Raw genomic sequence first — 12564 nt, forward strand, 5'->3', positions numbered from 1 at the left:
GTGCGCGCGGCGCACCCTACACAGCCGCCGCGCCTTTGTAGGGTGCGCCACGTGCACCGCCCCCGTTAAAGCCCGCCGCTGACGCCCAGGCTCACGCCCAATTCGGTCGCCAGCGAGAAAGGCAGCAACAGGGTGTCCAGCAGGGCACTGGCGGGCAGGTCGAGGCCGGGGTAGCTGGGCGCCTCGGCACCGAAACGCTGCTGGGCGCAGCAGCCGTTGTTCAGCGCATACAGATCCAGGCGGGTGCCGGCGTAGATCACCGGCGCGCCCGGCTTGGCCGCATCCAGGGTGCGCACCGTGGCGCAACCGCTGCTCATCAGGATGAGCAGCAGGCAGCCCGTACGCACGACTCGGTTACTCACCCGACACCTGATGATGTTCGCCCCAACGCGGCAGCATGTCCTGGGGCACGCCCAGGCAATTGAGGATGCGCGCCACGACGAAGTCGATCAGGTCGTCGATGGTCTGCGGCTGGTGATAGAAACCCGGCGCTGCCGGCAGGATCACCGCCCCCATGTTCGACAGCTTGAGCATGTTCTCCAGATGGATACTGGAGAACGGCGCCTCGCGCGGCACCAGGATCAACTGACGCCGTTCCTTGAGCACCACATCGGCGGCGCGCTCGATCAGGTTGTTGCAGGCACCCGTGGCAATCGCCGACAGGGTGCCGGTGCTGCAGGGCACCACCACCATCGCCGAGGGCGCGCCCGAGCCGGAGGCCACCGGAGCCATCCAGTCTTCCTTGCCATAGACGCGAATCTGCCCAGGCGCAGCGCCGGTGTACTCATTGAGAAATGCCTGCATGGCCTGGGGCTTGGCGGGCAGGGTCACGTCCGTTTCGGTGGCCAGCACCAGTTGCGCGGCCTTTGAAATCAGAAAATGCACCTCGCGCTCTTCCTGCACCAGGCAGTCGAGCAGGCGCAGGCCGTACTGGGCGCCGGAGGCGCCGGTCATGGCCAACGTAATACGTTCGGGTCCAGACATTTACCCCTCCAGGGCCGCGGCCAGCTTGCCGTGCAAGCCGCCGAAACCGCCGTTGCTCATCACCACCACCTGGGTGCCCGGCGTGGCTTCGGCCTTGACCCCGGCAATGATCGCCTCCAAAGAATCGCAGACCCGGGTCGGCACCGTGGAGGTGGCGACAGTCGCCGCCAGGTCCCAGCCGAGGTTGGCCGGGGCGTACCAGTACACCGAATCGGCCTGCACCACGGACTCCGGCAGGCCATCGCGATGGGCGCCGAGTTTCATTGAATTGGAACGCGGCTCGACGATGGCGATCAGCTTGGCGCTGCCGATGCGTTTGCGCAGGCCGTCGAGGGTGGTGGCGATGGCGGTCGGATGGTGGGCGAAGTCGTCGAAGATGGTCACGCCATTGACTTCGGCGACCTTCTCCATGCGCCGCTTGGCGTTGATGAAACTGCACAGCGCGGCGATGCCAAGTTCCGGCACCACGCCGACATGCCGCGCCGCTGCCAAGACCGCCAGGGCATTGGCCACGTTGTGCTGGCCAGTCAGTTGCCAGTCCACCATGCCGGCGGTTTTGCCGGCGAAGCTCACCTCGAAACGCGAACCATCGGCGCTGAGCAGGCGTGCCTGCCACTGGCCGCCTTCGCCGGTGGTTTGCACCGGCGTCCAGCAGCCCATCTCGATCACCCGCTGCAGCGCCACGTCGGCAGCCGGGTGGATGATCAGGCCATCGCCGGGAATGGTCCGCACCAGATGATGGAACTGCCGCTCGATGGCTGCCAGATCCGGGAAGATGTCCGCGTGATCGAACTCCAGATTATTCAGGATCGCGGTGCGCGGGCGGTAGTGAACGAACTTGCTGCGCTTGTCGAAGAAGGCGCTGTCGTACTCGTCGGCCTCGACCACAAAAAACGGCGTGCCGCCCAGCCGCGCGGAGATGTCGAAATTCTGCGGCACTCCGCCGATCAGGAAGCCCGGGCTCATGCCGGCGTGTTCCAGCACCCAGGCCAGCATACTGGCGCTGCTGGTCTTGCCATGGGTGCCGGCCACCGCCAGCACCCAACGGCCCTGCAGCACATGGTCGGCCAGCCACTGCGGGCCGCTGACATAGGGCAGGCCCTGGTTCAGCACGTACTCCACCGCCGGGTTGCCGCGCGACAGGGCGTTGCCGATCACCACCAGATCCGGCGCCGGATCGAGCTGGGCGGCGGCGTAGCCCTGGGTCAACTCGATGCCCTGGGCCTCCAGCTGGGTGCTCATCGGCGGGTAGACATTGGCGTCGGAGCCGGTGACCCGATGGCCGAGTTCCTTGGCCAGCACGGCCAGCGACCCCATGAAGGTGCCGCAGATGCCGAGAATATGGATATGCATGAAAAACCTCGAAAGACCAATAGACTGAGGCCACCGGGAAGGCTATCCCAACCACGGGCTGCGGGCATTTTGGCACTCCTGGGAGTGACCTCAGCCGCGACTGCAGCCGCTCCCACGACAAGCGCATCCGGGCCCGGAAACTCGCCGCAGATTAGCACAGTGGCCCCTGGCACGGCCTGCACCTCAACCGCCGCTGTTCGACCGCATCCTCGCGAGAAAAGTCGCGATGATCCGCCACCGGCACCGCAGGAGCGGACCATGCCCGCGAAGCTGCCGTCAGGCCGCGCGTCACCCGCGCGCAACGCCGGCAGTTCCAGCGCGCCACCAGCAGACCAGGAACCTGCCGATCCGCTACGCCATCAACCCGCGGGGGAGTGCTCCAGAACACCTCGGCCCTCAACCGAACCGCCTGCGCGACACCTGCAGCACCGGGCAGCCCGGGCGTTGGCACAGCTGTTGCTCGCTACCCCATACTGCCCACGGCCGCACAAGATGCGCTGTGCAGGCCGGCCTGCCGGCATGGCGCGGCTACGGCCAGCGCCGCCCGCCGGGCACTGCGCACTTATTCGGGGCAATTCGTACCGCCCTGCCCAGTGCAGGGCGCTCGGGGCCGGCCTGCCCTGCCCGGCAACCAACAACCTTGGACAAGGATGGAGACGCGGAATGCCTGGTTTTCGACATAGCATCGGCGGTGAAACCTACCGTTTTGACAGCCTCAAGGACGTCATGGCCAAGGCCAGCCCGGCACGTTCCGGCGATTATCTGGCCGAGGTCGCCGCCAGCAGTGACGCCGAACGAGTCGCCGCGCAGATGGCCCTGGCGGATATCCCGCTCAGGCATTTTCTCGACGAGGCGCTGATTCCCTACGAGGCCGACGAAGTCACCCGGCTGATCATCGACAGCCATGACCGCGAAGCCTTCGCCGCGGTCAGCCACCTGACGGTCGGCGGCCTGCGCGACTGGCTGCTCGGCGACGCGGCCGACGAAAGCTCGCTGCGCGCCCTGGCCCCGGGCCTGACCCCGGAAATGGCCGCTGCCGTGTCGAAGCTGATGCGCGTACAGGATCTGGTCCTGGTGGCGCAGAAGATCCGCGTGGTCACCCGCTTTCGCAACACCCTCGGCCTGCGCGGGCGCCTGTCCACCCGCCTGCAGCCGAACCACCCGACCGACGAGCCATCCGGCATCGCCGCGAGCATCCTCGACGGCCTGCTCTACGGCAACGGCGACGCCATGCTCGGGATCAACCCGGCCACCGACAGCACCGCCGGCATTTGCGAACTATTGAAGATGCTCGATGCGATCATCCAGCGCTACGAAATCCCCACCCAGGCCTGCGTGCTGACCCATGTCACCACCTCGATCGAGGCGATCGAGCGCGGCGTGCCGCTGGATCTGGTGTTTCAGTCGATTGCCGGCACCGAGGCGGCCAACGCCAGCTTCGGCATCGACCTGAAGATCCTCCAGGAAGGCTACGAGGCGGGGCTTTCGCTCAAACGCGGCAGCCTGGGCGACAACCTGATGTACTTCGAAACCGGCCAGGGCAGCGCGCTGTCGGCCAACGCCCACCACGGCCTCGATCAGCAGACCTGCGAAACCCGCGCCTACGCGGTGGCCCGGCATTTCAAGCCGTTCCTGGTCAATACCGTGGTCGGCTTTATCGGCCCCGAGTACCTCTACAACGGCAAGCAGATCATCCGCGCCGGCCTGGAGGATCACTTCTGCGGCAAGCTGCTCGGCCTGCCGATGGGTTGCGACATCTGTTACACCAACCATGCCGAGGCCGACCAGGACGACATGGACACCCTGCTCACGCTGCTGGGCGTGGCCGGCATCAATTTCATCATGGGCATCCCCGGATCCGACGACGTGATGCTCAACTACCAGAGCACCTCGTTTCACGACGCGCTCTATGCGCGACAAACCCTGGGGCTAAAACCCGCGCCCGAGTTCGAAGCCTGGCTGCAACGCATGGGCATATTCAGCCAGGCCGACGGCCGTGTGCGTTTCGGCAAAGAGCTGCCGCCGGCATTTCGCCAGGCCTTGGCGCAATTGGGTTAATGAGGATTGGGCGAGGACAACTGAGATGTGCATGATCGAGCAGGACAACAATCCTCCAGCATTAGACGCCGATGCCAACGCCAAACCCTGGCAGGCGCTGCGCCGGCTGACCCCGGCGCGCATCGGCCTGGGCCGCAGCGGTACCAGCCTGCCGACCGAGGCCTTGCTGGATTTCCAGTACGCCCACGCCCAGGCCCGCGATGCCGTGCACCTGGCCTTCGACCACCAGGGTCTCGGCGCCGGCCTGGCCGAGCGCGGGCGTGCCAGCCTGCTGCTGCACAGTGCCGCGGCGGATCGGCATACCTACCTGCAACGCCCGGATCTGGGCCGGCGCCTGGATCCGGCCTCGGTGCAACGCCTGCGCGACCATGCCCAGGCGCATCCCGGCGGTGTCGATCTGGCGGTGGTGGTGGCCGACGGCCTCTCGGCACTCGCGGTGCATCGGCATAGCCTGCCGTTTCTCTCGCGCATGGAAGAGCTGGCGCGCCTGGAAGGCTGGTCGCTGTCGCCAGTGGTGCTGGTGGAACAGGCGCGGGTGGCGGTGGCCGACGAGGTCGGCGAACTGCTCGGCGCACGCATGGTGGTAATCCTGATCGGCGAGCGCCCCGGCCTGAGCTCGCCGGACAGCCTCGGCCTGTACTTCACCTACGCCCCCAGGGTCGGCCTCACCGACGCCTACCGCAACTGCATCTCCAATGTGCGCCGGGAGGGGCTGAGCTACGGCATGGCCGCCCACCGCCTGCTCTACCTGATGCGCGAGGCCTGCCACCGCCAACTTTCCGGGGTCAACCTGAAAGACGAGGCCGAGTTGCACGCCCTCGAGTCGGATCCTCAGCCTCCAGCGGCAAGCAACTTCCTGCTGGCGGAGCCGCCTGGCTGACACCACCAGCGCACCGAAAGCCTGCACCTGGGCACCGCGCGAAGAAAAATAAAATCAAACGCTTGCTTGGATTGCGCTTTCCAAAAGCTTTAGGCAGCATCCGGTCATCCATGGCATAGCTTCTGCGTTGCCAACCCAGCCCATCACTAATGCCGAGGCCCGCCATGCGCATAGTCCAAGCCACCCTGGAGCACCTGGACCTGCTGACTCCGCTGTTCGTCGAGTACCGTGAGTTCTATGGCGAACTGCCTTTCCCGGACTCTTCGCGCAAGTTCCTGGAAACCCGCCTGCGCCGCAAGGAGTCGACGATCTACCTGGCCCTGGCCGACGATGAGGACAAGCTGCTCGGTTTCTGCCAGCTCTACCCCAGCTATTCGTCGCTTGCGCTCAAACGCGTATGGATCCTCAACGACATCTATGTCGCCAAGGACGCCCGCCGGCAACTGGTCGCCGACCGCCTGCTGCAAACCGCCAAGAAAATGGCCAAGGAAACCAACGCCGTGCGCATGCGCGTTGCCACCAGCCGGGATAACGAGGTGGCGCAGAAGGTCTATGAATCGATCGGTTTCGTCGAAGACGAGCAGTTCAAGAACTACGTGCTGCCCATCAACGGCGATTGACCGGGTAAAAAGCCAGCCCGGCTGCCGGGTCGGCAGCCGGGTTGAGAGGCGGTGAAAAAACTCTCGCCTACTGTGGCCGTCCGCCTACCCCTGCAGGCTAAGCCACAAGCCAACCACGAGCTGAACCACCAAGGCGCCGAGCAACGCCAGCCGCCAGGGCTGTGCACGCAGGTTGACCCGAACCGGGACCGGTGGATGCGCCAGGGGCTGCTGCAACGCCTGGCGAAACTCCGACAAGGCCTCGAACCGCGCGGCCGGCTGGGGCGCCAAGGCCCGCGCCAGTACGCCGTCCCAACCGGCCGGCAAGTGGGTGGTGAAGCTGGCCAGCGGCACATAACGGCTCAGCGACCCACCTTCCGGGCACGCGATTTCCGGCCATTGGCCACAGATCAACCAATAGGCCAGGGCCGCCAGGGCGAACTGATCGGCGCGCCCATCCACCCGCCGCTCGCCGCGCAACTCCGGCGCCAGCGGGATCGCCTCGGCGGGCAGCTGCTGACGGGGCACGCCCGGCAATAGCGCGGCATGTTCCGGCAACAGCAACAGACGCCCGCCCGCGCTGATCAGGATATTCCGCGGGCTCAGCCACAGCCCCTGCATGCCCCGGCGCTGCAGGGCGCGCACGGCCGCAATCGCCTGATCGAGCAAGGCCAGCAGGGTAGCCCCATCCACAGGCCCATGGGCCGCGGCCCAGTCGACCAGGCTGCGCAGCCCCGGTGCAGGCGGCTCGAACAGCATGAAGGCATGCTGGCGTGGCCGGTGCGACGACAACACCCGCGGCAAGCTGGCGACCGGACTGCGCCGCAAGGCCCATTCACGCTGCCAGAACACCTCGTCGGCGGCCTGCTCGGCGAGCCACAGCAAGGCTTCGCGGGCGCTTTCGTCGCGCGCTCGGAACAACCGACCGGGTGGGCCGAACGGGCACTCGCCGAGCAGCGTCCAGCCATCCACCTGCATGCCGGTCACGGCCTCGGCCAGCGCCGGCCACTGCTCCCGCGGCGCAGCCGGCGCCAGGCTTGCGGCCGCTCCCGGCAGCAGCAGCGCCGCCGCGCCGGGCGCCTTGAGCAAGGGCGCCAGCAGCGCCGGCAGGCTCGCCACGGCAAGCGTCTGGCAGTTGGCGCGAAAGGCGTCCAGATCGGCCACGCCGAGCAATGGCTGCGGCGCCAGCAACAGTGCCTCGCCCTCACTCAGCGGCAGGCTGTGCTGCACCAGCGCCAGCTCGGCCTGCATGCCCAACTGCATGTCCTCACGCCCCGGCAGACACTGCAGGCTGCCGCCCTTGTGGCGCAGCAGCCCCACCGCACCGGCCTGCAGGAACTGCGCATTGTCACCCTGCAGCAACAGCAACCCGGCATCCAGACGCGGCACACTGCGCCCCGTCCGCAGGCTGCGGAACAGCTGCTGATTGAGCGCCGCCAGCACCTGCCGCGCCGCCTGCGCCTCGCTCCAGCCCGCGGGCGTACAGCGATAGTCGGCAAACAGCGCATCCAGATAACCCTGCAGCTGCTGCACCACATCGGGGCAGTCGCGCGCCCACAACAAGGCCACCAGCAACAGCGGTGGTCGTCCCTGGCGACCCGCCAGCCACATCGCCCGCGCCCGTGCCGCCTGGGTTGGCAGGTCGATGCCGCCGCCCAGCAGCAGGCTGACGGCAGGATGGTCCATGCGTTCTATCGACATCGGTAGCCCTCCTGGACAGTTCTGCCAGGACCGTTGCAGCCTTTATGCCGATTCGCCGCAGCTTGCCGCATTCACAGCCGCCGCTTATGGTGAGCAGCCGTGCATCCCGAGCCCGTCCCCATGTGGTCGTTCCGCGCCTGGCGCCGCCGGCGCATTCTTGCCCGCCAGCCAATCACCCCGCCAACCTGGGCCGAGGTGCGTCGGCGCCTGCCGCTGCTCGATGGCCTCAGCGACAGCGAAGAGCAGCGCCTGCGCGAACGCGCCGTGCTGTTCCTCCACAACAAGCACCTGAGCGCTCTGCCCGGCGTCGAACTGGACGCCATCGACCGCCTGACCCTGGCGGCGCAGGCCGAGCTGCCGCTGCTGCACCTGGCCGAACTCGACTGGTACCAGGGCTTCCACGAGATCGTGCTGTACCCCGACGACTTCGTCAGCCCGCAACGCCATCGCGACGCCAGCGGCGTGGTCCACGAATGGGATGCCGCGCACAGCGGCGAAGCCTGGCAGCAGGGCCCGGTGATCCTCGCCTGGCCCGGGGTCCAGGCCAGTGGCGGCTGGGACGGCTACAACCTGGTGATTCACGAACTGGCACACAAGCTGGACATGCTCAATGGCGACGCCAACGGCCTGCCGCCCTTGCACCGCAGCATGCGCATCAGCGACTGGGCCAGCACCATGCAAAGCGCCTACGACGCCATGAATGCCCGGCTCGACGCTGATCCGCATGCCGATAGCGTCATCGACGCCTACGCCGCGGAAAACCCGGCGGAATTCTTCGCGGTAACCAGCGAGTACTTCTTCAGCGCCCCGGACCTGCTGGTCGAGGCCTTCCCCGCGGTCTATGCGCAGCTCGCGCTGTTCTACCGCCAGGACCCGCTGACGCGCCTGCAGCGCCTGCAGGCGACGCATCCTGACTATCGAGCTACATCCAAAGACAGCCAGCACACGACCAATGGCTAGGCACCCCGGCATAGCAACGGCCGGGGAATACGCCTATAATCGCGCCACTTTTTTAGCCCATCCCCCGGGAGTCACTCCATGAGCTACAGCAAGATTCCAGCCGGTCTCGACCTGCCGAACGACATCTACGTCGCCATCGAAATCCCGGCCAACCACGCGCCGATCAAGTATGAAATCGACAAGGACAGCGATTGCCTGTTCGTCGATCGTTTCATGGCCACGCCGATGTTCTACCCGGCCAACTATGGCTACATCCCCAACACCCTGGCCGACGACGGCGACGCCCTCGACGTGCTGGTCGTGACCCCGTATCCAGTAGCCCCCGGCGCGGTGATCCGCGCGCGTCCGGTTGGCGTGCTGCACATGACCGACGAAGCCGGCGGCGATGCCAAGCTGATCGCCGTGCCCCACGACAAGCTCAGCCAGCTGTATGTGGACGTAAAGGAATACACCGACCTGCCAGCCCTGCTGCTCGAGCAGATCAAGCACTTCTTCGAGAACTACAAGGATCTCGAGAAAGGCAAGTGGGTCAAGGTAGAAGGCTGGGGCAACGCCGACGCAGCCCGCGCCGAAATCATCAAGGCAGTGGCGGCTTACCAAAAATAAGCCGACACCACCCCCTGAAACCGGCCACAAGCCGGTTTTTTTATGCCTGCAGTTCGCGCTTGGCTGGCCCGGTGGTCAGGCCTTACTCTGCACGCTTTTGCCGTGAGCACGGTCCATGCCCTATTCAGACATCCTCCTGCTGGTGCTTGCCGGTTTCGCCGCTGGCGGCATGAATGCCCTGGCCGGTGGTGGCACCTTCTTCTCCTTCCCTGCCCTGCTCGCGGCCGGTCTGCCGCCGGTGACGGCCAACGCCACCAATGCCGTGGCACTGTGGCCGGCCAGCCTGGCCGGGGCCTGGGCGGCGCGGGCCTCGTTGCGCCCGCTCGGCCGCTATCTGCTGCCGCTGCTGTTGGCCGGTTTATGCGGTGGTTTGCTCGGCGGCCTGCTGCTGCTGGCCGGCGGCGATGATGTGTTCGCCAATCTGATCCCCTGGCTGCTGCTCGCGGCCACCGTACTGTTCACCGCCAGCCCCTGGCTCAGTCGCTGGCTGGCAGCGCGCCGCGCCGAAGCCGCGCAACCGCCGCACGGCAAACTGTCGCTCGCCGCGCATATCAGCGTGTCGATCTACGGCGGCTACTTCGGTGCCGGCATGGGCATCCTGCAGCTGGCGGCATTTTCCATCGAAGGCCACCCGCTGGGCCGCGCCAATGCCCTGAAGAATCTGATCTCGGCGGTGATCTACAGCGTCGCCAGCATCACCTTTATCGTCGCCGGGCGGGTCAGCTGGTACGAGCTGGCAGTCCTGCTGGTCGGCGCGACAATCGGCGGCTATGCCGGCGGCGCCCTGGGCCAGCGCTTGCCGCCGGCGCTGCTGCGCGCGTTGGTCATCCTGGTGGGCGCCAGCATGACCCTCTATTATTTCTGGGTGACCTATTTCGCCGGATGAGGGCAGGGCGGGATTTTCTCGCAGTCAGCCTGCCCCTGTGCGACTTCCGTCGATTTGCCCGCACGGCGCGGCTCTGCTAGTGTCGCGCCGGTTACAACGCCTGCCCGAACCCCCGCCAGAGAATGCCCGCCATGGCCCGTAAAAAAGCCGCGCTCGACTTCGAGCACTCCCTCACCGACTTGCAGAACCTGGTCGAGCGCCTGGAAAACGGCGAGCTGTCGCTGGAGGACTCGCTGACCGCCTTCGAGCAGGGCGTCCGCCTGACCCGCGACTGCCAGGCAGCCCTGGCTCAGGCCGAGCAGAAAGTGCAAATCCTCATGGAGCGCGACGGCGAGCTGGAGGAAGCCCCCTTCGACGCGGATCGACAAGCATGATCGCGACCTACCAGGCGCACTGCCAGCGGCGTGTCGATGCGGCGCTGGAAAGCCTGTTCGAGGCGCCCCCTGACGAATTGCAGCGGCTCTACCAAGCCATGCGTTACAGCGTGATCAACGGTGGCAAGCGGGTGCGCCCGTTGCTGGTTTACGCCGCCTGCGAAGCCCTCGGTGGCGAGCCGGAACAGGCCGATGGCGCGGCCTGCGCGGTCGAGCTGATCCACGCCTACTCGCTGGTGCACGACGATTTGCCGGCGATGGACGACGACGACCTGCGCCGTGGTCAGCCCACCACCCACAAGGCTTTCGACGAAGCCTTGGCTATCCTCGCCGGTGATGGTCTGCAGAGCCTGGCCTTCGAAGTGCTCGCCGATGCTCACTGCAACCCGCATGGCGCCGAGCTGCGCCTGGCGATGATTGCCAGCCTGGCCCGCGCCGCCGGCCCCGCCGGGATGGTCGGCGGCCAGGCCATCGACCTCGGATCGGTCGGCCACAAGCTCGATCAGGCAGCCCTTGAAATCATGCACCGGCACAAGACCGGCGCCCTGATCGAAGCCAGCGTGCGCCTCGGCGCCCTGGCCAGCGCCCGCGCCGACGACCGTACGCTGCAAGCCCTGCACCGCTATGCCCGGGCCATCGGCCTGGCGTTCCAGGTGCAGGACGACATCCTCGACGTGGAAAGCGACACCGCCACCCTGGGCAAGACCCAAGGCAAGGATCAGGCTCACGACAAGCCGACCTACCCGGCGCTGCTCGGCCTCGACGCCGCCAAGGCCTACGCCCTGGAGCTGCGCGATCAGGCGCTGCACGCCCTGCGCCCCTTCGACCACGCCGCCGAACCGCTGCGCGAGCTGGCCCGCTATATCGTCGAACGCCAGCACTAGCAGACCGTCGGGTCAAACGCTCTTGTAGCCCGGATGAAATCCGGGGGAACTCCAGTGTCGAGCAACCGCTCCCGGATTGCCTTGGGCTACGGTTTTCGGGCGTGACGTAGGAACGGCCCATGGCCGCGATAGGGCATGCCTGCAAAAAGCATCGCGGGCATGGCAACTAGGCGCCCTCCCCGCTCCGACACAGCGGTCACCCGATCAAAACCGCTGCCGCGCCAGCTCCAGCAACTGCCCGCGCAGCCATTGACTGCCCGGCTCATTCTCGGCCTGCTGCGACCAGTACAGATTGAGCGTCACCGGCGGCAGTTCCAGGGGCATCGCCAGCAGGCGGTTGTCCAGCCCGGCATTGATCAGCTCGGCATAGCGCCGCGGCATGGTCAGCAGCCAGTCGTTGTGTGCCAGCAGCAGCGCCGCAGTCAGGTAATGCTGGCAGCGCTGGCGCACCTGGCGAACCAGGCCGAGATGACCGAGGGCCAGATCTTCCACGCAGATCCCGCGGCGCCGCGAGGTGACCGCCACATGCTCGGCGGCCAAGTAGCGCTCGGCGCTCAGCTCGCCCGCGAAGGCCGGGCCGGCAACCACGCACAGCGGCTCCTGCAGCAATAGCTGCTGGCGCAGTTCGGCATCGGTGGGGCGGGCGATCTCGATGGCCAGATCGACCCGACCGCTCGCCAGCTCACGCCGCAACTCGGCCCAGTGCAGGCTGCCGCTGCGCACTTCCACCTGCGGCGCCAGGTGTCGCAGATGGTCGAGCAGCGCCGGCAGCACCAGAGGCTCCATCTGTTCCGGCATGTTCAGGGTAAAGTTGCGCCTGTCGCAGCGCGGGTCGAACAGCCGCCCGCGGGTCACGCTGTGGCGCAGGCCGCTCAGCGCATCCTGGATGCCCGGCGCCAACTGCTCGGCCAGGGGCGTCGGTGCCACCCCGCGCCCCGCGCGGACGAACAGCGGATCGCCCAGTTGCTCGCGCAAGCGCGCCAGGGCGTGGCTGACTGCCGACTGGCTGAGGTGCAGCAGCAGCGCCGCACGGGTCAGGTTACGCTCGCGATAGACCACCTCGAACACGCGGAACAGGTTGAGGTCGAGGCGCTCCAAGGTTGGCCATTCATGCGCTTGATTCATGATTATTTCCGCATTATCCGAATCACTCCGAGCCTAGCAGTGCCAGGCTTGGAGCGAACCATGCATAGCATTCATGGATGGCGATGCATAAGCATCAGTTCTGCTCCCTGCCCCGACCGCCTAAGCTGCCCGCAGAGCCAAACGACAGGGGCAC

13 protein-coding genes are annotated in these 12564 nt (G+C 66.8%); 8 read left to right on the plus strand and 5 right to left on the minus strand.

Annotated features, from left to right (window positions below):
* Window positions 1–65: 65 nt before the first annotated feature.
* The 3 genes from R3355_RS03010 to mpl are packed head-to-tail and all read right to left on the minus strand — an operon-like array spanning window position 66 to window position 2337.
* Entirely contained in the window at window positions 66–317 is a 252-nt protein-coding gene (locus tag R3355_RS03010; protein ID WP_318960200.1) for a YceK/YidQ family lipoprotein, read from the minus strand.
* Window positions 318–354: 37 nt separating this feature from the next.
* Window positions 355–984, minus strand: coding sequence for a flavin prenyltransferase UbiX (gene ubiX, locus R3355_RS03015; RefSeq protein WP_318946245.1), 630 nt, complete (start codon window positions 982–984; stop codon window positions 355–357).
* A complete protein-coding gene (mpl, locus tag R3355_RS03020; RefSeq protein ID WP_318959997.1) occupies window positions 985–2337 on the minus strand; it encodes a UDP-N-acetylmuramate:L-alanyl-gamma-D-glutamyl-meso-diaminopimelate ligase in 1353 nt (450 codons plus the stop codon).
* Between the two features lie 663 nt (window positions 2338–3000).
* Between mpl and R3355_RS03025 the strand changes: the two genes are divergently transcribed.
* From R3355_RS03025 to R3355_RS03035, 3 genes are all read left to right on the plus strand, one after another.
* Entirely contained in the window at window positions 3001–4395 is a 1395-nt protein-coding gene (locus R3355_RS03025) for an ethanolamine ammonia-lyase subunit EutB (protein WP_318959998.1), read from the plus strand.
* A 31-nt stretch (window positions 4396–4426) separates the two neighbouring features.
* Window positions 4427–5275 carry an ethanolamine ammonia-lyase subunit EutC gene (eutC, locus tag R3355_RS03030; protein WP_318959999.1) on the plus strand — a complete coding sequence of 283 codons (849 nt, stop codon included), beginning with the start codon at window positions 4427–4429 and terminating at the stop codon, window positions 5273–5275.
* Window positions 5276–5439: 164 nt separating this feature from the next.
* Entirely contained in the window at window positions 5440–5895 is a 456-nt protein-coding gene (locus R3355_RS03035; RefSeq protein ID WP_318946241.1) for a GNAT family N-acetyltransferase, read from the plus strand.
* A gap of 84 nt (window positions 5896–5979) precedes the next feature.
* Here R3355_RS03035 and R3355_RS03040 read toward each other — a convergent pair whose 3' ends face one another.
* Window positions 5980–7575, minus strand: coding sequence for a protein kinase (locus R3355_RS03040; RefSeq protein ID WP_318960000.1), 1596 nt, complete (start codon window positions 7573–7575; stop codon window positions 5980–5982).
* A gap of 120 nt (window positions 7576–7695) precedes the next feature.
* Here R3355_RS03040 and R3355_RS03045 point away from each other — a divergent pair, with 120 nt between their 5' ends.
* The 5 genes from R3355_RS03045 (at window position 7696) to ispA (ending at window position 11285) form a co-directional block, all read left to right on the plus strand.
* Window positions 7696–8535, plus strand: coding sequence for a zinc-dependent peptidase (locus tag R3355_RS03045; RefSeq protein WP_318960201.1), 840 nt, complete (start codon window positions 7696–7698; stop codon window positions 8533–8535).
* Window positions 8536–8613: 78 nt separating this feature from the next.
* Entirely contained in the window at window positions 8614–9141 is a 528-nt protein-coding gene (ppa, locus tag R3355_RS03050; protein WP_318946239.1) for an inorganic diphosphatase, read from the plus strand.
* 115 nt (window positions 9142–9256) lie between these two features.
* Entirely contained in the window at window positions 9257–10027 is a 771-nt protein-coding gene (locus tag R3355_RS03055; RefSeq protein WP_318960001.1) for a sulfite exporter TauE/SafE family protein, read from the plus strand.
* 131 nt (window positions 10028–10158) lie between these two features.
* Window positions 10159–10401: an exodeoxyribonuclease VII small subunit gene (locus R3355_RS03060; RefSeq protein WP_318946237.1), complete on the plus strand. Its 243-nt coding sequence runs from the start codon at window positions 10159–10161 to the stop codon at window positions 10399–10401.
* Entirely contained in the window at window positions 10398–11285 is an 888-nt protein-coding gene (ispA, locus tag R3355_RS03065; RefSeq protein WP_318960002.1) for a (2E,6E)-farnesyl diphosphate synthase, read from the plus strand. Before R3355_RS03060 ends, ispA begins: the two co-directional genes overlap by 4 nt.
* 204 nt (window positions 11286–11489) lie before the next feature.
* Here the strand turns inward: ispA and R3355_RS03070 are convergent, their stop codons facing one another.
* Window positions 11490–12410 carry a LysR family transcriptional regulator gene (locus R3355_RS03070; protein ID WP_318960003.1) on the minus strand — a complete coding sequence of 307 codons (921 nt, stop codon included), beginning with the start codon at window positions 12408–12410 and terminating at the stop codon, window positions 11490–11492.
* Between the last annotated feature and the right edge of the window lie 154 nt (window positions 12411–12564).

The organism is Pseudomonas sp. (assembly GCF_033723075.1).
GTDB lineage: Bacteria > Pseudomonadota > Gammaproteobacteria > Pseudomonadales > Pseudomonadaceae > Aquipseudomonas.